Source organism: Actinomadura decatromicini (assembly GCF_008121305.1).
Taxonomy (GTDB): domain Bacteria; phylum Actinomycetota; class Actinomycetes; order Streptosporangiales; family Streptosporangiaceae; genus Spirillospora; species Spirillospora syzygii.
The window spans coordinates 264,358-285,641 of the sequence record NZ_VSRQ01000009.1; the positions used below are offsets into that span (position 1 = coordinate 264,358).

The 21,284-nt window shown below is 69.3% G+C and carries 20 protein-coding genes; 9 read left to right on the plus strand and 11 right to left on the minus strand.

All coding sequences use genetic code 11. The features are described from left to right. Nucleotides 1-1,574: 1,574 nt before the first annotated feature. The gene (locus FXF68_RS42785) at nt 1,575-1,736 is read left to right on the plus strand and encodes a hypothetical protein (protein WP_187438276.1); all 162 of its coding nucleotides are present in this window, start codon (nt 1,575-1,577) and stop codon (nt 1,734-1,736) included. A 410-nt stretch (nt 1,737-2,146) separates the two neighbouring features. On the opposite strand, the gene FXF68_RS35710 is transcribed toward FXF68_RS42785, so the two are convergent. Continuing rightward, nucleotides 2,147-2,455 (minus strand): hypothetical protein, encoded by a 309-nt coding sequence (locus FXF68_RS35710; RefSeq protein ID WP_148767249.1) that lies wholly within the window; start codon nt 2,453-2,455, stop codon nt 2,147-2,149. 149 nt (nt 2,456-2,604) lie between these two features. Here FXF68_RS35710 and FXF68_RS35715 point away from each other — a divergent pair, with 149 nt between their 5' ends. Continuing rightward, a complete protein-coding gene (locus FXF68_RS35715) occupies nt 2,605-3,465 on the plus strand; it encodes a phosphotransferase family protein (RefSeq protein ID WP_148767250.1) in 861 nt (286 codons plus the stop codon). A 350-nt stretch (nt 3,466-3,815) separates the two neighbouring features. Here FXF68_RS35715 and FXF68_RS35720 read toward each other — a convergent pair whose 3' ends face one another. The 4 genes from FXF68_RS35720 to FXF68_RS35735 form a co-directional block, all read right to left on the minus strand. Then, the gene (locus tag FXF68_RS35720) at nt 3,816-5,873 is read right to left on the minus strand and encodes an AAA family ATPase (RefSeq protein ID WP_148767251.1); all 2,058 of its coding nucleotides are present in this window, start codon (nt 5,871-5,873) and stop codon (nt 3,816-3,818) included. Nucleotides 5,874-6,008: 135 nt separating this feature from the next. Next, nucleotides 6,009-6,431, minus strand: a complete 423-nt coding sequence (locus FXF68_RS35725; protein ID WP_148767252.1) for a hypothetical protein — start codon at nt 6,429-6,431, stop codon at nt 6,009-6,011. Nucleotides 6,432-7,222: 791 nt separating this feature from the next. After that, a complete protein-coding gene (locus FXF68_RS35730) occupies nt 7,223-7,876 on the minus strand; it encodes a DUF4360 domain-containing protein (protein ID WP_148767253.1) in 654 nt (217 codons plus the stop codon). Between the two features lie 317 nt (nt 7,877-8,193). Continuing rightward, complete coding sequence (locus FXF68_RS35735) at nt 8,194-9,096, minus strand: LysR family transcriptional regulator (RefSeq protein WP_148767254.1); 903 nt, start codon at nt 9,094-9,096, stop codon at nt 8,194-8,196. A gap of 91 nt (nt 9,097-9,187) precedes the next feature. Between FXF68_RS35735 and FXF68_RS44845 the strand changes: the two genes are divergently transcribed. The 5 genes from FXF68_RS44845 (at nt 9,188) to FXF68_RS35755 (ending at nt 13,223) form a co-directional block, all read left to right on the plus strand. After that, nucleotides 9,188-9,361: an antibiotic biosynthesis monooxygenase gene (locus tag FXF68_RS44845; RefSeq protein ID WP_425458645.1), complete on the plus strand. Its 174-nt coding sequence runs from the start codon at nt 9,188-9,190 to the stop codon at nt 9,359-9,361. After that, complete coding sequence (locus FXF68_RS35740; protein ID WP_148767255.1) at nt 9,354-9,665, plus strand: EthD family reductase; 312 nt, start codon at nt 9,354-9,356, stop codon at nt 9,663-9,665. Before FXF68_RS44845 ends, FXF68_RS35740 begins: the two co-directional genes overlap by 8 nt. Before the next feature lie 109 nt (nt 9,666-9,774). Next, entirely contained in the window at nt 9,775-10,656 is an 882-nt protein-coding gene (locus FXF68_RS35745) for a PhzF family phenazine biosynthesis protein (RefSeq protein ID WP_148767256.1), read from the plus strand. A 701-nt stretch (nt 10,657-11,357) separates the two neighbouring features. Beyond that, nucleotides 11,358-12,152, plus strand: a complete 795-nt coding sequence (locus FXF68_RS35750) for an AfsR/SARP family transcriptional regulator (RefSeq protein ID WP_222870245.1) — start codon at nt 11,358-11,360, stop codon at nt 12,150-12,152. A gap of 171 nt (nt 12,153-12,323) precedes the next feature. Beyond that, a complete protein-coding gene (locus FXF68_RS35755) occupies nt 12,324-13,223 on the plus strand; it encodes a hypothetical protein (protein WP_148767258.1) in 900 nt (299 codons plus the stop codon). Nucleotides 13,224-13,316: 93 nt separating this feature from the next. Here the strand turns inward: FXF68_RS35755 and FXF68_RS35760 are convergent, their stop codons facing one another. The 6 genes from FXF68_RS35760 to wrbA form a co-directional block, all read right to left on the minus strand. Further along, nucleotides 13,317-14,294, minus strand: coding sequence for an aldo/keto reductase (locus tag FXF68_RS35760; RefSeq protein WP_148767259.1), 978 nt, complete (start codon nt 14,292-14,294; stop codon nt 13,317-13,319). 6 nt (nt 14,295-14,300) lie between these two features. Beyond that, a complete protein-coding gene (locus tag FXF68_RS35765) occupies nt 14,301-15,272 on the minus strand; it encodes a DUF6081 family protein (RefSeq protein ID WP_148767260.1) in 972 nt (323 codons plus the stop codon). A gap of 16 nt (nt 15,273-15,288) precedes the next feature. Next, the gene (locus tag FXF68_RS35770) at nt 15,289-16,221 is read right to left on the minus strand and encodes an NADP-dependent oxidoreductase (RefSeq protein ID WP_148767261.1); all 933 of its coding nucleotides are present in this window, start codon (nt 16,219-16,221) and stop codon (nt 15,289-15,291) included. After that, on the minus strand, nt 16,218-16,682 hold the full coding sequence (locus FXF68_RS35775) for a lipocalin-like domain-containing protein (RefSeq protein WP_148767262.1): 465 nt from the start codon (nt 16,680-16,682) through the stop codon (nt 16,218-16,220). The genes FXF68_RS35770 and FXF68_RS35775 overlap by 4 nt, the downstream gene beginning before the upstream one ends. Nucleotides 16,683-16,688: 6 nt before the next feature. After that, nucleotides 16,689-17,603 (minus strand): DUF6081 family protein, encoded by a 915-nt coding sequence (locus FXF68_RS35780; RefSeq protein ID WP_148767263.1) that lies wholly within the window; start codon nt 17,601-17,603, stop codon nt 16,689-16,691. Between the two features lie 81 nt (nt 17,604-17,684). After that, nucleotides 17,685-18,296 carry an NAD(P)H:quinone oxidoreductase gene (wrbA, locus tag FXF68_RS35785; RefSeq protein ID WP_148767264.1) on the minus strand — a complete coding sequence of 204 codons (612 nt, stop codon included), beginning with the start codon at nt 18,294-18,296 and terminating at the stop codon, nt 17,685-17,687. A 265-nt stretch (nt 18,297-18,561) separates the two neighbouring features. Between wrbA and FXF68_RS35790 the strand changes: the two genes are divergently transcribed. Next, complete coding sequence (locus FXF68_RS35790) at nt 18,562-19,179, plus strand: TetR/AcrR family transcriptional regulator (protein WP_246179121.1); 618 nt, start codon at nt 18,562-18,564, stop codon at nt 19,177-19,179. 175 nt (nt 19,180-19,354) lie between these two features. After that, nucleotides 19,355-21,277, plus strand: a complete 1,923-nt coding sequence (locus tag FXF68_RS35795) for a flavin-containing monooxygenase (protein WP_148767265.1) — start codon at nt 19,355-19,357, stop codon at nt 21,275-21,277. Nucleotides 21,278-21,284: the final 7 nt, after the last annotated feature.

Consider the following 21,284-nt stretch of genomic DNA (forward strand, 5'->3'; position numbering starts at 1 on the left):
CCTCTGGGCCGTGCGGGTGCGAGGACGTGGGCGGTAGTCGATTTCGGGAAGCGCATGCCCCAGACGATCAAGGCACATCAGCCACCGTGGTGCTGTACGCCGATCGATGGGAGATCGCCCGGCGTGGGCGCGACTCTGGCGCGTGGCAGTGCAAGGGCGCCGTGATCCCGCTGGCCGAGATCGTCCAAGTGCAGCGCAAGGCCCCCGCAGATGGTCAACGGCTGCGTCCTGGTGGGGACGGCGGGGGACGTGAAGACCGTGAAGGGCGCTGGGGCGTTGGAGGAGAAGGCGATCGGCGGAACCCGCGCGTCTTCCTGTTCACTGGTTGCAGTGCGGCCGGTACGCCGAACTTCGGGCGGTGCTGAAGGCCGCGCTTCCCGAAGTGCCAGCAGCCCCGGTCGGCTAGGTGCAGACGGTGAGCCGCTCCATGACCGGCGCGCCACCCCCTCGCGGACGCCGGTCACGACGAGTTGTGGCGGGTATAGCAGTGCGGGCGGGGCAACTCGAAGAGTTCGTCGGCGGGCCCCGGTCTTACCCTCCATTGTGCGGTGTGCGGGGTCATCGTGTGCGAATCGTGATACGTCCTGTTCCGTTGCCGGAGATGGTCCATGCCCCAAGAATGCCCTGGTCAGATTGAAGCGTGTGGAATCAAGAAACTGGCGGGTAAAGGGGCTGGGTCAACGTTCCCCCTTTGGAGGAAGGCGTCATGAGTGTTCCGGTGTGCGGGCAGTGCGGCCGCGTCAGATGTATCTGTCCCCCGATGTCCGCTCTTCCGTCGCGAACCGTGGCAGGCGTCCTGGCGACGTCCGGCTCGACTGACCCGTCATCCCTGCGTGCATACCTGGTCAGGGCGCTGGCCGAGCCGCAGTCGTAGGTCCTCCCGGTACGCCATGCCCTCTCATTGCGGCCCTGGCGGCTGGTCGATCTAAAGCCACCGCCCAGGCTGCGCGAGCAAGCGCCTGTGGCGCTATCTCCGTGCCATCACGGCCAGGTTCTCGCGGACCGCCGATCTCTGACCGACACCTGCTTGGAGTTGGCGTGTGAAGCGTTCCGGCTCCATGTTCTTCGAGCCCCGGATGCAGCGACGAAGTCGCTCGTCCGGGGCTTCGTCCGGTGCGCTTGCCGCAGGTGCCACGGCCGCCATCATTACCTGTCTGCTCAGCCTGCTCGCTCACCACCTCGAACCGGCCTCGCCAGCGGGCCGGTCCGCATGGCGGCAGGAGGCGCGGCTGGAAACATGACGGGCGGCGCGAACGGATGGAAGCGGCGTCGCGGCCAAGCGTGCCCGGGTTAGTCGTGGTGCCCGAATCCGAACCTGAACTCGCCGCTAGGCCCAAGGTTCCTCGACGTCTCCGGCGGTGGTCAGGCCGAAGCGGCGGAACCGCTCGGGTGCGGAGCCGGCCGGTGCGGGGTCGCGGCCCTCGGCCTCATGGATGGCCTCATACGGCCACCCGGCCATGCCGTTGGCAAACGTTCATCCCCGGCCCCCAGGATTGCGGCGTCACCACCCCTCACGGAAGGCGATTCCTATGCCCGCAGGCCCTTTCACTCTCGTCGCTACCATGCTGGGCGACATGGCTCCTGGGCGACCGGCCGATTACGACCGACTTCCGGCCGACGCCCGCGCCTGGGCCGACCAGCAGGCCCGCGACGAGCTTGAGATGCTGACGATCGTGGACGGTGACCAGAGCGCCGAGCTGGGTGACGACTACGCGGTGTTCGTCATCCGCGGCTGACCCGGCGCGATTGACGTCCTCGGATACTTGATCATTTGATCTTGAGGGCGTGGCGGCCTCTTGGGCCGTGCAGGGATCGAGGGTTTTGGCCAGGCGCCGCAGTGTTGGGACGTGGGCAGTGGCGTGCGGACCGAGGTCGCCGCGACGGCGGGGCAGTCCGCACAGAGCGGCAGATGTCGTTGGCTGCGTGGGGTGCTCCTTGCGTGATTTGCGGGCTTCGGCAGGGCGCTCAGCCGTTTGGGCCATCGCCTCGTAGCCGTCGCCGGATGGGCACGGGCGCATGGCGCGGGTTCTCACCGCGCCATGCGCACCGTCCAGCGCATCAACCGGGCTGCGCATGCGAGCCCCTCGGTCGAGGTAGTTGAGCCGGGGGGCGCTGTTACTTTCGGGGGTTGGTTGGTCTGGGTGGGTCAGCGGACTTCGACGAAGGTGTTGGTGACTCGGTCAGGGGGGCAGTAGGTGGTGGAGGTTTCGCCGACCGGCTTCCATGGCCCGTAGCCCTGGATGGTTCCCACGCCGGGAATGTGGTGGGTGTAGAAGCAGACGATCCGGTGCTCTCCGGTGCCGCCGAGGCAGGTGCTGGAGGCGATGCTGGAATTGAAGCCGACGCTGCATTGCGTCGGGCTGGCCGAAGCGGGCCCCGTCATTGTGATCAAGCCCGTCAGCGCCCCGAGGGTTAGAACGGTGGCTGAGGCGGCCTTGCGGGAGAAAGACTTCACACGTCCTCCTGAGATGGGCGAGCGGTTGTCGCTCACCTATTCGCGCGCACAGGGCGTTGTGGATGTCTGGACCACCCCACGAATCTGGCGCCGTGGTCACACTCGTTGGCACCGCGCTCGCTCACCTCTGCCAAGATTCGATGGTGGAGATGACCGACATCAGACGGGCGGTCGCTGCTGCGACTTCGGTCGCCGCATCGCTTGGCCTGCCGGCCGACGACGCGATCCTTCTCCACAACTCCAACAGGCTGGCGCTGCGGCTGACGCCGTGCGACGTCCTTGCCCGGGTCGCTCCTGGGGGGCGCGAGGACGCACAGTTCGAGGTCGAGCTCGCTCGACGGCTCGCCCGGGTCGGATGTCCGACGGGCCTCTTGGAACCTCGGGTGGGCCCACTTGTATACGCGCGCGACGGCTTCACAGTGACGCTGTGGAGCTACTACGAACCCGTGACGCCTCACACCTCACCGGTCGACTACGCCAAGGCGCTGGAGCAACTCCACGCCGGAATGCGCAACGTCGACGTGCCGAGCCCGCGGTTCACCGATCGCATCGCGGAGGCGGAAGACGTCGTTGCCAACCCGGGTCGCTCGCCAGAGCTCACCGACGGGGACCGCGTGTTCCTCAGCAGCAGACTCAGAAGCCTGCGACAGGCAGTCGAGGAGCGCGGCGCCGTGGAGCAGTTGCTTCACGGCGAGCCGCATCCGGGCAACGTGCTCGGCACCAAATACGGTCCGTTGTTCATCGACCTCGAGACGTGCTGCCGTGGACCCGTCGAGTTCGATCTCGCCCACGTCCCCGAGGCGGTCTGCGAGCACTATCCGAATGTCGACCGAGGACTGCTGGACGAGTGCCGCCAGATCGTTCTCGCGATGGTCGCAGCCTGGCGCTGGGAACTCGGCGACCAGCTTCCCAACGGGAGACGATTCGGAGAGGATCTCCTGCGCTCGCTGCGCGAGGGACCTCCTTGGCCGACACTCGACACGATTACCAGGCGACTGGACAGTCTGTAGAAAGCGACGAACTGTCGCCGTCGCACCCGCATTTCTCACAGCCAGACGCTGATCACGCACGCTTGGTGCATACATCTTCAGCGCCGCAGGCACCCTCACAACTGCCACGCCGACGCAGTGTGCTGCCAGCTTCCCTGGCCTGGTCAGCGCAGACGATTGACCGAGAATCTGAACGGGGGAGTCCAACCGCCCATCAGTCCGAAGTGCCTTTGCTCTTTGGTATTCCCGGAGGGCCGTTAGCTGGGCGAGGAGTCGGGTAATGGTGGGCCTGGCCAAATCGGGAGAGCTTTTCGTCGGGCAGGTCGTCGCCGTCGTGTGACGTCCAGGACGCGGGTACGCGCGGGCGTACGTCAGCGGCGGGTGTCGAGTTCTCTTTGCCAGAGGATGTCCGTCAGGCGTTCGACGCCTGCGGCCAAGTGGCGGCGGTATGTCGTCATCGGGAGGCCGAGGAGTTCCGCCGCCAACTGCTGGGTTCCGGCGGGGCGCAGGTAGGTGTGGTGCAGTGCGCGGAAGGCCCGCCGGTCGCGGGGGGACGCCTCCAGGAGCGCGGCGCCTTCGTGGATCGCGTCGCGGAGGGCGGCTGGACGGTCGGTCCCGTCCGCGGGGTTCGCCAGGCCCGTCCGCAGGAGGGCGGAGTCGCGCAGGCCGTCCGCCCTGCCGAGGTCGCGCAGCGCGGCCCGGACGGCCTCGGCGAACTCGGGTCTTTCCAGGGGCGGTTCGCCCGGCGGTGACAGTGGTCTGGCCTCGCGGTCCGCCATCAGTGACAGCCAGGCGAGGGGCGGCACGCTGCGCCAGTCGTGGCCGTACACGCCGTAGCGGTGGCCGCCGACCTCGACGTCGGCGGACGGGATCCGGTGGTAGTCCAGGTGGCCGCAGCCGTCCGCCCAGAAGTCCGGGTCGCGGAAGGTGAGGAAGGTCCAGGCCAGGAAGGGCGTCGACAGGTACGCCTGGGATAACTGCAAGGTGATGAATGTCTGGACGCGGGAGATGTCCTGGTAGGCGTCCCGGTCCATCCAGAAGCGGACGAGGCGGGCGGTCTCCGGTCCGCTCAGTCCGCCGCTGCGGTTCAGGTGCGCCGTGGCCTCGGCCGCGAGGGGGTCGGCTCTCCGGTCGCCGTCGTCCATCTCCTCGATCGCCAGTTGGAGCGAGAAGCCGACCGGCGCGCCCTCCTCGTCGCGGACCACCAGGAAGCCCTGGGGCTGGCGCGCCGTCCAGTGGTCGAACAGGCCGGCGGACGCGGGTCCCTCGTGCGCCGCCACCCAGGATCGCAGTATCGTACGGTCCTTCTCCGTCGCCGTGGTCGCCTGCAAGGTGTCGGCGTCGGTTCCGCCCGGTCCCATCTTCCCCAGGAAGGGCTTCAGGACGGAGCTGTCGCGGTGCAGGTACGCGAAGTCGAGTAGCAGGTTCTGCTGCGCGGCGCCGCCGGCCCGCTGGAACTGGGTGCGGTAGTAGGCGGCGGCCCTGCGCTGGACGGCCGCGTGGCCGTCGGGATTGCGCCAGCGTGCCTCCGCGGCCAGGACCTCGCGGACGAGTTCGTGCGGGTAGAGCCCGCGCGGGCCGTGCTCGATGATCGACAGGCCGCGGAGCCAGTCGAACAGCGGGGCGGCGGCGGGCCGGTCGAGCATGGCGGCCAGCAGCGGCTCGGTCAGTCCGAGGACCTGGGCGCAGGCTTCCAGCGCCGCCCGGTGGTCGGGGGACGGGACGGTGTCCACGAAGCTTCTGAGCAGTGCCGCGATGACGTCGGGCGTGGTCGGCGCGACGGTGGAGCGGCGCTGGACGCGGGCGTCCGCCACCAGGGCCAGGGCGAGGGGGTGGCCCCGGGTGAAGGCGAGCGCGGTGTCGCTGTCGGCGTCGGGGAATCCGCGCGCGGCCAGCATCCGGCGCCCGTCGGCCGGGGCGAGGTTGTCCAGCGGCATGGTCTGCAGCAGTTCCCGCCAGCCGGGGTCCGCGCGCCAACCAAGCGACGGCCGCTCCCGTCCGGACAGGACGGTCAGCGCGTCGTCCGGCAAGCGGGGGATCAGTTCCTCGCGCAGCCAGCGGTCCAGCGGTGCCAGCGCCTCCAGGGTGTCGATGAGGAGCAGCAGGTCAGGGACCTCTCCGATCGCGGTGAGGGGGTCCTCGTCCGGTCCACCGCAGATCTGGGCGCCGAGGGCGGCGACCACGGCGGACGCCACCGGGGCGAGTTCCCGGCCGTCCAGCCACACGCGGCGGCGGCCCTGCCGTTCGCCCATCCATCCGAACTGGTGCAGTAACGCCGTCTTGCCCACACCGCCGGGCCCGTGGACGAACACCACGCGTGGGGCGTCCTCGTTCTCAAGGGACGACCGGAACCGGGCGAGTTCGTCCTGCCGTCCGACGAAGCCACGGCGGCGGGCGGTGGCGAGCCGGTCGGCGAGTCGCTGGGCCATGCGCGGTGCCCCCTTGACCACGACACCGGGACGTCCCCATCTTTCCGGCATCCCGCCTTACCTGGCAGGGAGGTCAGCCTCACCGCGACGCGGGCCGCGCGGGCCCGTCCGGTCGGACGAGCCCGCGCGGCATGCTCAGACCGTGTCGATGACGAGGAGGTTCAGACGCACGTTGGACGTGCCGTTGTTCTTAGCGCACGCGGTGTAGTCGCCCTCTCCCTGCCAGTTGTACCAGCCCGCCTGGGTCTGCGCCCCCCAGGACGTCACCGGGCCGGGCGAGCCGGAGCCCGTCACCACGGTGCCGCTCTGGCCGATGATCTTGAACTTCAGGCCCGGCGCGTTGGCGCTGCCCGAGGCGCTCACCGAGCTGACGGCGTGCGCCGCCACGCACGCCTCGTCGCCCGGGCGCAGCGTGGTGTTGGAGATCGAACCGCCGCCGGCGAACGCCGCGGCCGGCACGGCCAGCGCGGCCAGCGTGGCCGCGCCGGCCAGCGCCAGCCCGGTGGCGGCGCGGCGCCCCCGCCGCCTCGGCCGGTCCTGGGTCTCGGTCTTGGTCATCGCTCCAGCCCCTTCCGTGATCCCCGCCAGGTCCTCCCGGCGGGGCGGCGGCCGTCCACCCCGAGGCGTCCGGCCCGCCGTCCGATGCCAGGAAGGTACGGACGGACGGCGCCCACATCGCAGACCGTTCACCCACCGCTTTCCGTCCGATTCGCGCCCACCGGCGCCGCGCGTCCGGCAGCGGAGCGGGACTTGGACGAGCTTCGCGCCGCAGGTCGCGTCTTCGCGGAGATCTTGGAATCTTGGCTCGGCGGTGTGTGCCCTGACCAGCACCTGGACCGGGGCATGGGACCTGCGCCAATCCGGCGACAGTATTGCCGGGGACTAGGTCCACGCCCATGTTCTTGCGCTGCTGGCCGGGCACATCGACCAGGTCATCACGGCCCCGGACGCCGAGCCGCCGGGCTTCCCGCGCGCCGCGAACAAATCGACCCTGCCCTACCTCGACATCCCGCGTTCCTGCCCTACGGCCAGGTCTTAGCGGCCGGGCGGCCGATCGCCACCGGCGTCATCGAAGGTGCCATTCGCCCACATTGTGGCCGACAGACTCGCCATCGGCGGTGCTCGCTGGGGCCTTGCCGGGACCGGGCCGTCCTGAGACTAGGCGCCCTGGTCGCCAATAGCAGTTTTCCTGAGTATTGGCGGTTCCACCTCGCACGCGAACATCACCGCGTTCACTTCACCCACGGCCAGAGATATGACCTGACCGCCCGCTCCACTAGCAGGAGCCGCACCTGAACCGAATCGTTTGACGCAGAGCAATTGCCTGGTAGACGGGGCCAGTCGTGCGGTCAGGAGCACGCCTTCCAGGCAAGGTGGTAGGTCTGCCTGATGCTGCCGTCAAGCGAGTCCATGGCGCCCCAGCTGACCTTACTCGCATCCGAGATGCCCTTGACTGCGCGCAGCTCGGTGCTGATGTTGAGGTTCGGCTGCTCGCCGCACTTCCTCCACACGCGCTGATCCACCGGGATCACGTCTGTGTACTGCCAGTTGTCGTCGAACTCGCCTACCAGACTGTTCGATAGCGTGCCGCCGCCCGAGCTGCCCTCGAAGTAGAAGCCGCGCTTGTTGACGAGCGAGGCGCCCTTCTCCAGGTGGGCGGAGCCGCGGTAATCCACCTGCGTGATGGCGTAGGTGAAGCCTTGTGGGACGTACACCTTCAGGCCGAGCTGGCAGTTCTTCCGCATGTCCGTGGGCTTGGCGTCACCGCCCGTTCGAACCTTGTACTCGGCGTAGGTGATCGTGAAGGCCTCTCTGCCGTCCGACAGTTGACCCGCTGCGGTGCCCTGGGGACAGCCGGAGCCGTTCCAGGCCACGATCTCGACCCCCATGTCGGGCGGGAAGACGGCCCCACTGTTGACCGGCGCGGACGCGGCGGCCGGCGTTGCGGCCAGGGCGAGCGCGGCGGCGGTCGCAGCGGCGGAAAGCGCGATCTCCTTATGCATGCGATTCCCCTTCACGAAATTGGACGCTCTTCGACTGCCGGGAAATGGAGGTTTCCAGGTGCTCGTCAATGGCATATAACAAGATCTTTTACCGAAAAGGTAGCCAGACGTTCAAGTCTTGTCAATCGGTGAATTTCAACCCGATGATCTATTGTTAGATTTAACATCGAGTTTTGACATGGAGCGTTCTATTTCAGTGTCCGGTGCCAGCGGTGGGCTGGGCGTGGGCACAATCTGCCCGGCCCGCATGGGCGCGGCGCATGGGCCGGAATCTCCACCGCGTCGCGATACGCCTGCGGCAACACCCACGATTTCAGTCAGTCCGGTAGCCAGTGCAGCTCGTGCGCCAGGGTTTTGGCGACGGCACGGATACGGCGGTGTAGTGGCGACCAGTCGCGGGGGAGGACCAGGTGGATCGTCAGGGTGGGCGCGTCCCGCAGCGGTCGCCAGGTGAGATCGGCCGGTTGTGCCGTGGCCGCGGCTTCTCCGGCCGGGGCGAGGGTGACCCCGTCGCGCAGGTCGCGCTGAGACATGTCGAAAGAGACTGCGGGCGTGTGGAATCGGGGGTGTGGTCGGATGTCTCGGAACAGTGCGGACAGCTGATCGTGGATCACCGGGTTGGCCGCGCGATCCGGGAGCCGCAGCGGATACGCGGCCGCGTCGGCGATCTCGATCTCCGGGTGTTCGGCCAGCGGATGGTGCTGCGCCAACTGGACCCCTATACGCTCACGCCGCAGCGGGAACCGGCGCACGCCACGGCCCGGCTGTTCACCGCGGGTGATCCCGGCATCGATGCGGCCGTCGGCGACCGCGGGGGAGATCTCCGGGGTCGCCATCGGGACCGCGCCGACCTCGAGTCCGCTGTTGCCGCGAATCAGCCTGTCCACCAGGGCCGGTGCCGTCTCGGCCCCGGTGCTGAGGCTGTATCCGATGCGCAGCGTGCCCAGTTCACCGGCCGCCGCGCTCCGGGCGGTGTCCCAGGCCCGGTCCAGTGCCGCCAGCGCGGGCGGTGCGGACTCCGCCAAAGCCTCACCGGCCGTGGTCAATACGACGCTACGCGTGTTGCGGACCAGCAGGGCCGTACCGAGTTCCGCCTCCAATCGGCGCATCCGGGCGCTGAGTGCGGGCTGTGCGATACCGATCCGTGCGGCCGCGCGGGTGAAGTTCAACTCCTGCGCCAGCACCAGGAAGTACCGCAGGCTCACCGTATCCGGCGCCACGTGGCCTCCCTGCCGATTGATAACGATCTGTTCTGAGTCTATCCCGAACCGGTCTTTCCCTTGACCGCACATGAAGCTCTAACCTGCGCATATGGCGATTCAACTGACCGCAGTAATAGACATCCCACCCACGCACGCCGCCGAATTCGAGTCCGCCCTCACGGCTTTCGCGGAGGCCGCGGCCACCGAGCCCGGTGTGCTCGACCATGGAATCTGGCGCGACGCGACCCACCCGAGCCCTCTGGACGGAGGTCGTCATGCATAAGTTGCTGGTCCTGTATCCCAAGCCCGCCGACCCCGACCACTTCCGCGACTACTACGTGACCAACCACCTTCCACTGGTCAGGAAATGGCCCGGCCTGCTCGCGTGGCGCTACAGCTTCGACGTGGCGGCGACCACGGGAGAATCGCCGTATTTCGCGGTCTTCGAAGGGGACTTCGCTGACGCCGCCGCTTTCGCCGCGGCGCAGGCGTCGCCGCAAGCCCGGCGGCTGGCCGCCGATGTCGCCAACTACGCGACCGGCGGCGCGGTCGTCATCCACTATCCGGTTCAGGACGGCACCGGCTGAGGCGGGACAATACGCTCCGGGACGCGTTCGGTCGGCGCTTGCGGCCAGGCCCGGTTATCGGCGGACGCCGTTCGCGATCGCCGGTTCGTTGAGCGTCAAAGGTGGGCCGATGTCCTGGCCGGATGTCACGGTGGTCGATGCGTGCGTACGGCGCGACGGCCGGGGCGGCAGCCCCACGGCCGTCACCGACGACGACCCGGCGGCGACGGACGCGGACCGACGTGCGGTCGCCGCTGCGGCCGGGACCTCGCACGCGGCGTTCCTGGGTCCGGAGCGGACGCCGGACGGTGGCCGGCCGGTCCGGTTCTTCACCGCCACCGCCGAACTGTCCGGCTGCGGCCACGGCACCGTTGCCGCGCAGGCCGTCCTGTTGACCCGCACCGCGCTGGGCGAGTTGAACGTGCGCCAACACACCGGCGGGCGCACGTTCGACACCGTCGCGATCCGCCGCCCCGCCGGAATCGAGGTGTGGTTCGACCAGGGCCTCGTCGCGCTGCGTCACCCGGCACCGGACGAGCGCACCGCGATCGTCGCCGCGCTCGGTCTCACCGCGGACGACCCGCATCCGACCGACGCGCCACGGATCGCCGCGCCCGGCGCACCACGCATGCTGGTACCGGTCCGCGACCGGTCGGCGCTGCTCCGCGTCCGCCCGCACCTCGGCAGGCTGGCAGCGGTGTGCCGGCGGTACGGGCTCCTCGGCTGTTTCGTGTACGCACCGCCGGTGGGCGACCGACCGGGTGCGGCGCGGATGTTCGCGCCGGCGATCGGTGTCGACGAGGACGTCGCCAACGCCAACAGCACCGGCTGCCTGGCCGCCCACCTGCTCGACACGACAGGGGCACGGACGGTCGCGATCGAGGTGGAGCAGGGCGACACCCTCGGGCGACCGGCCAGCGTGCTCGCTTCCGCCCGACGCGGGCCGGCGGGCATCACGACCCGGGTCGGCGGGTTGGCGGTGATCCGCGACGGAAACCGAGGCGATAACTAGACCGTCCGCTTCTGTGATCCGCGCGTGGGGCTGAGGCTGTCCGCTGCGGTTGGTTCGGGGTTCAGTCACCGCCTAGGAGCGTCTTGCCCGTGCGCTCGAGGCGTGCGATGCGTTCGGTCATGTGCGGCAGCGGCCTCGCGCGGATGCCCGCGACGATCTTCCGGAGTGCGGACGCTCGATCCATGGTGCGCCCTGGCCGTAGGCGACGTCCGGTGACGGTAACCGAACGTCGTCGCTAGGGCACGGTTGGTCGTCACGATCCTTACCTTTGGCTGAACATTTTGGAACCTGCGGGAAGCTTTTCAAGATCAGAAATTAAGGGTCACGCCAGAATCGGGAATTATTATCGATCATTCCGGGCGCTCGACCTGGCGGTTTACCTACCTTGTAAGAAGTTTGACTCTTCAAGGTGGAGTGTGTAATATCCCGATGAGGATTCTCGGGGGAAGTTCGTGCGTCGCACCACGGGCACACGGGGTCGCCTGAGTCTGCCACGGGGATGCACGGAAAGTAGTGAACGGCGTGACGCCGTAGGGGGCGAGCGGGGGCAGTCCATCCAACCGGCTATTCACTGGAGCCGGTGCGTGCTGCTGAACGAAAGCACGCCGACGCGATGAAACTGGTCCTTCCCGCCGAGGAAGAAATCACACCCCGCAGGACACCTGGGGAGTTTTTTCGTGAGGTTCAACATCCTTGGATCCATGGAGATCGTCAGTGACGACGACCGCACGATACCTGTGAAAGCGTCGAAAATGGCTCAGATCCTCGCGCTTCTGCTCGTGCGGAGGAACGAGGTGGTGAGCTCCGGCACGCTGATGGAGGAGCTCTGGTGCCAGAATCCTCCGCGAAGCGCCTCCACGACACTGCAGACCTACGTTTACCACGCGCGGCGGATGTTCGCCGGCGAGGGGATCAGCGCCCGCGACGGGGAGGAGCTCCTGATCACGCGGTCGCCCGGATACCTGCTCCGGATCGACGATCACGAAGTGGACGTGGGCGTCTTCGAAGAACTGGTCATGTGCGGTTCGGCGTGCCTGGACCGCGGTGACCTGACGACCGGGCTGCTCAAACTGGAGGAAGCCCTCGCGACCTGGCGCGGGCCGGTCTTCGCCACGGTGCCGACCGGGCCGATCCTCGACGATTGCGTGGTGCACCTGGAGGAGCTCAGGCTCCGCGCGCTCGGTCTCCGAGTCGAAACGCTGCGGCAGCTCGGGCGGCACCAGATCGTCGTTCCCGAACTGCGCTCTCTCGTGACGAGTTATCCGCTCAACGAGTTCCTGCATTACCAGCTCATCAACTCGCTCTTCCGCTCCGGGCGGCGGGCCGAGGCGCTGAAGGAATATCACTCGTTACGGAAGATGCTCGCCAACGAACTCGGAGTGGCGCCGACCTCCGAGGTCGAGCGGCTGTTCCAAGAGATGCTCGGCAACGACAGGATCACCGCCGGAGTGGCGGCCTCGCCGGTGGATCTGCTCCGTTCCGTTCGTCCGGCGTAAGCATTCGAGAGGGTGGATAGCTCCCTTCTAGGAGATTTCGAGAGCGCCTGGGCATCGTGACCCGAGGAGTTCGGACGATGGCCGGAATCACCGGTCGCGCGGCGGCGCGCGCGCGTCCCGAGATTTCCGGCCACCGTCACCGACGAAGAGTGTCCCCGAGAGGAAGCTCAGGTGAAAACGACCGAACGTCAGAGAATCTGGACCGGTTTGGCGCTGGTGGGCGTGCTGAGCGTCGCGATGATCGGCGCCGCCTCGGCGTCCGGCGGCTCGAATCGCACGGCGCGGGAGCGGACGTTCTACGGCCCCGCGCAACGCCTCGGCAACGGGACCGTCCAGATGTACGCCGTCTACAAGGGAAAGTCTCCGCGGACGCTCGGCTACCGCCTGACGGCGAACGCGTTGAAGGGCCTGCCCACGAGCGGATCGGACGGAAAGCTCTGCTATCCCATCGAGCGCGATGGGAAGACGACCGTCGAATGCGTGCAGGAGTACGGAAGCGCGCTGGCCCTTCCCGAGCGCGCTACCCGGGACAAGGCGTTCCCGTTCACCTGGGCGCTGCTGACCTGGGACCCGAAGGGGCACGACCCGCCCGAGATCTACGGCGTGCCGCACTTCGACTTCCACTTCTACATGCAGAGCGAAGCCGAAGTGAACGCCATCGCCACCGGCCCCTGCCCGGGGCTGATGAACTGCGAAGACCTCAAGAGGGCCCGCATCCCGGTTCCGGACAAGTACAAGCCCGACGTCTATCACGACATGGGCGCCGTCGTGCCCGGCATGGGCAACCACCTGATGGACATGGACTCGCCGGAGTTCCACGGCAAGCCCTTCACCCAGACGTTCATGTACGGCGCCTTCGACGGGAAGATCACGTTCTACGAGCCTATGATCACCAAGGCGTGGATCGAGGGGTTGGCCGCCGGTCGCAAGGGCTCCTGCACGGCGTTCCCCCAACCCCGGGCGTGGAAGAAGGCCGGTTGGTACCCGACCGCCTACTGCCTCGGCTACCAGGCGAAGTCGAAGGTCTACACGATCAGCATCACCGATTTCGCCTACCGCAAGGCGTCCTGACAAAGCCCGCGGCGAAAAGCCCGCGACAAAAGCCCGCCACGCACCAAAAAACCCGCGGTCCGAACGGACCGCGGGTTTTTCAGTCAACCGCGTTCATCGGCTGCCGGCCCTCGGCGGCGGTGGTGCGTACCGATCGCCTTGGACCTGGTCGGCCAGCCCGCCGAGCGCCGCCAGTTCCCGGCCGGTCAGGCGGATGTCGACCGCGGCCGCGTTCTCCTCCAGGTAGCGCACCCGCTTGGTCCCGGGAATCGGGACCACGTCGTCCCCCTGGGCGAGCACCCAGGCCAGGGCGACCTGCGACGGCGTGACCTCGCGAGCCTTCGCGATGCTGACGACCTCCTCGGTCAGCGCCAGGTTGCGCGCGAGGTTCGGACCCTGCCAGCGCGGGTTGTTCTGGCGGAAGTCGTCGGAGGCGAAGCTCGCCGTGCCCTGGTACGCACCGGTCAGCAGTCCCCGGCCGAGCGGGCTGTAGGAGACGAGGCCGATGCCGAGCTCCCTGAGGACGGGCAGCACGTCCGCCTCGATCTCCCTGGTGAACAGCGAGTACTCGTACTGGCCCGCCGTGATCGGATGGACGGCGTGCGCTCGCCGCAGGGTCGGCCCGTCGGCCTCCGAGATGCCCAGGTGCCGCACCTTCCCGTCCGCCACCAGCTCGGCCAGAGCTCCCCAGGTGTCCTCGATGGGGACCGAGGGGTCGACGCGGTGCTGGTAGTAGAGGTCGATGTGGTCGGTCCCGAGCCGGCGAAGCGACGCGTCACACGCCGAGCGGACGTAGGCGGGATCTCCGCTGATGCCGCGCCAGCCCCCGTCCTCGGATCGCTGGACACCGAACTTGGTCGCGACGGTGACGGCCTCCCGCCTCCCTTTGACGGCCCGGCCCAGGAGTTCCTCATTCGTAAACGGACCGTACATATCAGAGGTGTCGAGGAATGTGATGCCCAGATCGAACGCCCGGTGCAGCGTCGCGATCGATTCGGCCTCATCGGCCGGGCCGTAGAACTCGCTCATTCCCATGCACCCGAGCCCGAGCGCTGAGGTGGAGAGGCCTTGGCCGAGGATACGTTGCCGCATAAAGGATCAGTCTTTCTGCGCGGGACGCGAAGTGATGGTGTATCCCGTGCAGGTGAGTTCCGCGCCCTGGCCGAACAGCCGGCTCGCCGGATCGCTCTCGGAATCCCAGAAGACGGGTCGGGCATAGTGTTCGTCGTGTTCGGTGAGCTGGACCAGCCCGCCTTCCTCACCCGGACGGGTGGCGTCGAGGATCGTGAACATCCCCAGGCCGCAGTTGAGCTGGCGTGGCGCCACCGTGGCCTCCTCACCGCCGTGGTCGAGGATCAGGTGCTCCCGGGACGGGAGGTGATGGCCGATCCGGTCGACGCGCATGACCTCGGTCCCGTCCACGTACCAGCGGGCGACCCCCGCCGTGCGGTCATAACCTACGCCCAGCCGGTGCTCCTGCTCCGGCGTGCGCGGCCCGACCGGGACGGTGTAGAGGAACGCCGCGTAGTCTCCGTGCTGCTCGCGGACGAACGGAAGCCGCTCGTAGCCGGCGTAGATCCGCTCGTTCGACAGGAAGAAGTCGAAGAGCACGAACGTCTCGACGTCCAGCAGCGGCATGCACACGGCGGCCAGTCTCAGGTCGTCGCCCGCCGCGACCACCCGGTCGCCGAACGGGTGCCGCTCCGTCCCGTACGTCCTGCCGCCGAGGACGGCCTCGATCAGCAGTTCCCGCCCGGGTTCGGCGTCGAAGCCCGGCAGCCCGGTGGAGGCCGTGTTCGTGCCGTACACCAGCCATTTGACGTGGTCGAGGACGCCGGGCAGGGCGGCCGGGTCGCCGTTCTCCCGGCCGGTCGTGCGCTGGAACGCGGGTTCCCCGGTCACCGGGTGGCGGCCCCGGGAGCGGACCCGGAGCCCCTTCCCGGCGCCGGTCGGCTCGCCGTCGTCGCCCACGAGGGCGCCGAAGGTGTAGTACGCCCAACGGGCGTCGGGGCCGGTCGCCCGCAGCCCGTCGCCGAAGTCGTCCCAGACCAGGTGGTAGGGCCCCGACATGGCTCGCTCCCGCCGGTCAGAAGGTGATGACGGTCTTGCCGCGGTTCGCCGCGGCGGCGAAGTCGACGACCGCCGCGACCGCATCGGAGAACGGGCGGACGGAGCCGACCTCGACCGCCAGCGTTCCGCCGGCGGCCTTGCCGACCAGCTCGTCGAGCCTTCCGATGCCGCCCTCGACGCCGGTGTAGACGGCGGTGACGTCGCGGTCGAAGCTCGGCGGCCCGCCGAGCGTGGACACGACCCGGCCGCCCGGCTTGGCGGCGGCCGCGGTCGCCGCGAGGCCGGGCCCGAAGTTGACCAGGTCGACGACGGCGTCCACGCCGCCCGGCTCGGCCGCGAGGGCCAGCTCGGCCACGTCGCCGGCGGTGTAGTCGACGGCCTCCTTCGCGCCGAGGCCGCGCACGTAGTCGGCCTCGTCCTTGGTCGCCGTGGCCAGCACCTTCACACCGGCCTGGGCGGCGAGCTGGACGGCGAAGGAGCCGACGCCGCCGGCGGCGCCGACGATCAGCAGCGTGCCGCCCGCCGGGACGTCCGCCGCCGTGATCACGGCCGCGGCGGTCATCGCGGCGACGGGCAGCGCGGCGCCCTTCACGGGATCGAGGGCGGCCGGCCGCCTGACCACGGTCGGCCCGGCGTTCGCCAGGGCGTACTCCGCGAGCGCGCCCGAACCCCCGTAGGTGAAGGCGATGACCTCGTCCCCGACCCCGAGGTCCTGGACGCCCTCGCCGAGCGCCTCGACGGTGCCCGCCGCGTCGAGGCCGAGCGTGAACGGATGGTCCACCGGCATGTGGTCCTTCATGGCGCCCGTGGTCAGCTTGACGTCGAGCGGGTTCAGGGCGGCGGCTCTCAGCTTGATGAGCACCTGGCCGGGGCCCGGCTCGGGACGGGGCTGGTCGACCACGACCAGTTCCTCGACCGGGACGTATCCGGGAGCGACGACGACCTTCATGAGGTTTCTCCTTCAGATGATTGCGGCGGCGGCTTCTGCTGCCGCCGCCAGTACAGGACGCGGTGCTGCGGACGGCCGTCGATGATCGCGGTGCCGCGAAGGGTGAGCGACGATCCCGCCAGTTCGAGGTCACGTACCTGCTCGGTACCGATCTGATGCGGGTGGACGCTGGCCTCGACCGCGTGGACGACCCTGCGGTCCCCTTCCAGCCGCCAGGTGCCCGAGTAGCTCATGAACTCCTCGGGCGGGCTCATCGGCGGCAGCAGGCCGGCCGACGGCTCCAGGTCGGAGGGGCCGGGTTCGGTTCTCATCATGGCCACGGCCATGCGGCCGTCGGAGCGGTAGGTCAGCAGGCCGCGCGGGGCCCGCCCCAGCGGCCCGACGCACGCGTTCCCGTGCTCGTCGAGATCGTGGTAGGCGTGCAGCGTCCAGACTCCGAGGACGGGGACGGTCACGGTCACCGCCGATCAGCTCCTGGTGATCCGGACTGGACCGGCGCTGAACTCCGCCCCCTGCCCGAACAACCGGCTGCTCTCCTTGCTCGCCGGGTCGAGGAAGTGCTCCGCGGCGGGGTAGAACCCCTCGTCCGTGGAGATCCGGACAAGTCCGGGGCCGCCGTCCGGGCCGGTGGCGTCCAGCAGCGTGAAGATTCCGAGACCGGCGTTGAGCTGCCGGGGTTCGGCGATGTGCTCGGTGCCCGAATGGTCCAGGACGAGGTGCTCGCGCCCCGGCAGGTGGTGGCCGATCCGCGACACCCGGAACACCTCGGCGCCCTCGATCAGCCAGCGCACGACTCCGGCGGCACGGTCGTAGGCGATCTTCAGCAGGTGGCGGTCGCCGGGCGACCTCGGCACGAGCGGAACGGCGTAGGAGAACGCCGCGTACTCGCCGAGCGCCTCCCGGGCGAAGGGGAGCCGCTCGTAGAAGGCGTAGATCCGGGTGTTGGTGAGGAAGAAGTCGAAGACCAGGAACGTCTCCGGGTCGAACGCGTTGAACGCCACGGCGGCCAGGCGCGGGTCGTCGGGTAAGACCGCGTCGCCGAACGGGTGCGCCTCGGTGCCGTGGGTGCGGCCGGTGAACGACGCCTCGAAAGCCAGTTCCGAGCCGGGCGGGGCGTCGAATCCGGGTAGTCCCGCCGACCCCGTGTGGGACGTGTAGGCCAGCCATTTGACGTGGTCCAGCGTGCCGGGAAGCGCGTCCTCGGGCGCGATCGTCCGGGTGAAGGGCCGGGACACGACGTGGAGTTCGCCCATGCCGGTCGCGACCTCTCCGTCATCGGCGACATGGGGCCCGGCCGCCGAGTAGACCCAGCGTGCGGCCGGTCCCTCGGCGCGGAACTCCTCGGTGAAGTCGTCCCACACGATGTCGAGTCGTTCTGGCATGACGGTCCCTTCCCAGCGGGCGTCGACGGGCTGCGGCCATGCTGACAGCACGGACTTGACGGGTCCTGGAACGGTGATCGACTAGGCGGCGCGGCCGCGCGCGAGCTGGGCGGCGACGGTGGCCAGGCGCTCACCCTGGTAGGCGGCGGCCTTGAGCAGGGCGTCGCTCGCCTCACCGGCTCCCGAGGGGTGGCTGGCGCCGTAGGGGTTGCCGCCCGCTGCGTAGAGCGTCGGGTCGGTGTAGCCGGGCGGGACGATGAACGATCCCCAGTGGTACATGGTGTTGTAGAGCGCGAGCAGCGTGGACTCGTTGCCGCCGTGGGTGTTGATCGCGCTGGTGAACGCCGTGACCGGCTTGTCGGCGAGCTCGCCCGCCTGCCAGAGGCCGCCGGTGGTGTCCAGGAACTGCTTGAGCTGCGCGGAGACGTTTCCGAAACGGGTGGGGGTGCCGAAGGCGTAGGCGTCGGCCCAGCTCAGGTCCTCCAGGGCGGCGAGCTGCACTTCGTTCGCGGTGCTGTCGGCGTGGGCCCGCCACGCGGGGTTCGCGTCGATGGCCTCCTGCGGCGCTAACTCGGCGACCCGCCGCAGCCGGACCTCCGCGCCGGCCTTGGCGGCTCCTTCGGCCACGGCCTGGGCGAGCCTGTGCACGTTGCCCGTGGCCGAGTAGTAGATCACGGCGACCTTGGTGGTCATGGGTTCCCCTGTGTCCTCAGGAAGGCCCGAAGCCCTCGAATTGCCTCGAACGTGCTCGGTGTCGTTCCGATCGGGCGGTGCGGAGAGGTCTGGGCGCTCGGCCCGGAGAAAGGACATCCCGCTCATACCGGATAGCTCTCCGCTTGCTATCCTGAGGCTAACCGAAGAGCTCTCCGGATAGCAAGGCGCGCTGACCGGTACGGTGCGCGCGGATACGGTTTGAGAGCCGTGCCGATCAGCCCTCCACGGCGGGAAGGAGGTCCGTGTGGCCCGCGACGCGCCCATCGGGCTTCCGATGGCGGCGCAGCCGCCCACCGAACGCGCCGACGCGACCAGGAACCGCATGAAGATCCTCCACGCCGCGGCGGCGATGATCGCCGAGCGCGGCGCGGCGGAGCTGTCGCTGGACGAGGTGGCCAAGGCCGCCAAGGTCGGCGTCGCGACCGTGTACCGCAAGTACCGCGACCGGTCGCAGCTCATCTTCGCGCTGCTGGACGAGCAGGAGCGCGAGTTCCAGCAGGCGTTCATCAACGGGCCGCCTCCGCTCGGCCCGGGAGCCCCGCCCGGCGATCGGATCCACGCGTTCCTGCACGCGCTGGTCGACCGGATGGAGACCCAGCTCGACCTGCTCCTCCTGGCCGAGAACACGGCGTCGGGCAGGCTCCGCAGCGTCCCCTACGCCGTGCACCACACCCACCTCTCCATTCTGCTGGCGCAGCTCGTCCCGGAAGCCGACTCCGCGTACCTCGCCGACGCCCTGCTGGCGCCGCTGTCGGCGACCCTCGTCTCCTACCAGCTCAAAGAGCGGGGGCTGAGCATCGACGACGTGAGGGCCGGGCTGGACGACCTCCTGCGGCTCATGGGCTGCCCGCTCTCGCACTGACCGCGCCCGCGCCGACCGCGCCCGCGCCGACCGCGCCCGCGCCGACCGCGCCCGCGCCGACCGCGTTCAAGCCGCGTTCGAGTCTCCTTTGATCGAGCCGCGACAGACTTTGGCGATCCTCGACGGCGACCCCCAGCAGTGACGACGCGCTACTCGCCCGCCGAAGAGGTGCCCCATGTTCCCGCCCATCTCCGCCGATGACGAGACGATCCGCCGCCACCTGCTCGACGCCGAGATACCGCCTTTGCTGATGACGGTCGCGCACCTCACCGATGACCTCGCGGTCCTGCCCGGAGAGCTCCGTCCGAACGAGTGGCTGCTGCGCCCCCAGGGCGGCCTCGACCAGGAACAGCAGGACGCCGCGCGGCAGGCGGCGTTCGAGCTGCTGACGAAGCTCAGGGACGCCGCACCCCCGGCCCCGGAGCCGCCCGACGGGGAGCGGCTGCGGCGGCTCACCTCATGGGCGATGGGGCGCGGCACCGCGGACCTGGTCCCGCTGCTGGCCGAGGAACTCGGTTTCACCGGCAAGGCCGCGACCTGGACCGCCCCGCGGATCGCGCCCGGCCGCCGGTTGCGCGCGGCCGTCATCGGCGCCGGCATGAGCGGCCTGTTGGCGGCCCACCGGCTGAGCGAGGCGGGCGTGCCCTGCACCGTCTACGAACGCGGCTCCGACGTCGGCGGCACCTGGCAGGCCAACGACTACCCCGGCTGCCGCGTCGACGTGCCGAGCCACCTCTACAGCTACTCCTTCGCGCCCAGAACCGACTGGCCGGAACACTTCTGCACCCGCGACGTCCTCCGCGACTACTTCCGCGAGTTCGCCAAGGACACCGGTCTCTACGAGCGGATCCAGCTCGGCACGGAGGTGACCGCCGCGGAATGGGACGAGGACGCCGCCTGCTGGCGGCTGTCCCTGGAGACGGCGGACGGCGCCGCCGAGGCCGAGGCGGAGGTGCTCGTCAGCGCCACCGGCCAGCTCAGCAGGCCCGCCTACCCGTCCATTCCCGGGCGTGAGTCCTTCGCCGGGGCGTCCTTCCATTCGGCTGAATGGGACCATTCGATCGACCTGGCCGGAAAGCGGGTCGCCGTGGTCGGCACGGGGGCCAGCGCGTGCCAGTTCATCCCCGAACTGGCGGGCCAGGTCGCGGAGCTGAGCGTCTTCCAGCGGACGCCCCCGTGGCTGCGGCCCACCCCGCATTACCGGCAGCCCGTCCCCGAAGGCATGCGCTGGCTGCTGGAGAATCTTCCCTACTACTCGGCTTTTCTGCGTTTCTGGCTGCTGGCGCCCGGTCTGCACGGCGTCCTGGAGCAGTGGGTGGTCGACCCGGAGTTCCCGCCGACCGAACGCGCGGTGTCCGCGTTGAACGAGCAGGCGCGGTCACGGCTGGCCGCCTACCTGGAGGCGCAGCTCGCCGACCGGCCGGACCTGCTCCCCAAGGTCATGCCCGACTACCCGGTGGGGGCCAAGCGCGTCCTCCGTGACGACGGCCGCTGGCTCGCGACGTTGAAACGCGATGACGTCCGCCTCGTCACCGAGCCCATCCGGGAGATCACGCCGACCGGGATAGCGACCGCGGACGGCCGGCTCCACGACGTGGACGTCATCGTCTACGGCACCGGGTTCCGCGCCGCCGAGTTCCTCATGCCGATGCGGGTCACCGGCCGCGGCGGGCGCGACCTGCACGCCATGTGGGGCGGGGACGCCCGCGCCTACCTCGGCCTGACCATCCCGGGATTCCCCAACCTGTTCTGCCTGTACGGACCCAACACGAATCTGTCCGGCCAGGGCGGCAGCATCTTCTACTTCTCCGAATGCGGCGTCACCTACCTGCTGGACGCGGTCCGGCATCTGCTGGCCACGTCGACGGCCTCCCTTGAGGTGCGCCGCGACGTCCACGACGACTACAACGCGCGGCTCGACACGGCGAACGCCAACCGGGCCTGGGGCTGGTCGAAGGTCCCGAGCTGGTTCGTCAACGCCTCCGGACGGAGCGCGCAGAACTGGCCCTTCACCGCCGAGGAGTACTGGAAGCGCACCCACCGGGTCGACCCCGCCGAGTACGTCGGCACACCGCTGAAAACCTCCGGAGAGGACTGACACACCA

Bases quoted from the DNA above. Each gene is read 5' to 3' on its own strand.
- FXF68_RS42785 (WP_187438276.1), top strand. From the start codon at position 1,575: ATGGCTCCTGGGCGACCGGCCGATTACGACCGACTTCCGGCCGACGCC.
- FXF68_RS35715 (WP_148767250.1), top strand. From the start codon at position 2,605: ATGACCGACATCAGACGGGCGGTCGCTGCTGCGACTTCGGTCGCCGCA.
- FXF68_RS35720 (WP_148767251.1), bottom strand. From the start codon at position 5,873: ATGGCCCAGCGACTCGCCGACCGGCTCGCCACCGCCCGCCGCCGTGGC.
- FXF68_RS35725 (WP_148767252.1), bottom strand. From the start codon at position 6,431: ATGACCAAGACCGAGACCCAGGACCGGCCGAGGCGGCGGGGGCGCCGC.
- FXF68_RS35730 (WP_148767253.1), bottom strand. From the start codon at position 7,876: ATGCATAAGGAGATCGCGCTTTCCGCCGCTGCGACCGCCGCCGCGCTC.
- FXF68_RS44845 (WP_425458645.1), top strand. From the start codon at position 9,188: ATGGCGATTCAACTGACCGCAGTAATAGACATCCCACCCACGCACGCC.
- FXF68_RS35740 (WP_148767255.1), top strand. From the start codon at position 9,354: ATGCATAAGTTGCTGGTCCTGTATCCCAAGCCCGCCGACCCCGACCAC.
- FXF68_RS35745 (WP_148767256.1), top strand. From the start codon at position 9,775: ATGTCCTGGCCGGATGTCACGGTGGTCGATGCGTGCGTACGGCGCGAC.
- FXF68_RS35750 (WP_222870245.1), top strand. From the start codon at position 11,358: ATGGAGATCGTCAGTGACGACGACCGCACGATACCTGTGAAAGCGTCG.
- FXF68_RS35760 (WP_148767259.1), bottom strand. From the start codon at position 14,294: ATGCGGCAACGTATCCTCGGCCAAGGCCTCTCCACCTCAGCGCTCGGG.
- FXF68_RS35765 (WP_148767260.1), bottom strand. From the start codon at position 15,272: ATGTCGGGGCCCTACCACCTGGTCTGGGACGACTTCGGCGACGGGCTG.
- FXF68_RS35770 (WP_148767261.1), bottom strand. From the start codon at position 16,221: ATGAAGGTCGTCGTCGCTCCCGGATACGTCCCGGTCGAGGAACTGGTC.
- FXF68_RS35780 (WP_148767263.1), bottom strand. From the start codon at position 17,603: ATGCCAGAACGACTCGACATCGTGTGGGACGACTTCACCGAGGAGTTC.
- wrbA (WP_148767264.1), bottom strand. From the start codon at position 18,296: ATGACCACCAAGGTCGCCGTGATCTACTACTCGGCCACGGGCAACGTG.
- FXF68_RS35795 (WP_148767265.1), top strand. From the start codon at position 19,355: ATGTTCCCGCCCATCTCCGCCGATGACGAGACGATCCGCCGCCACCTG.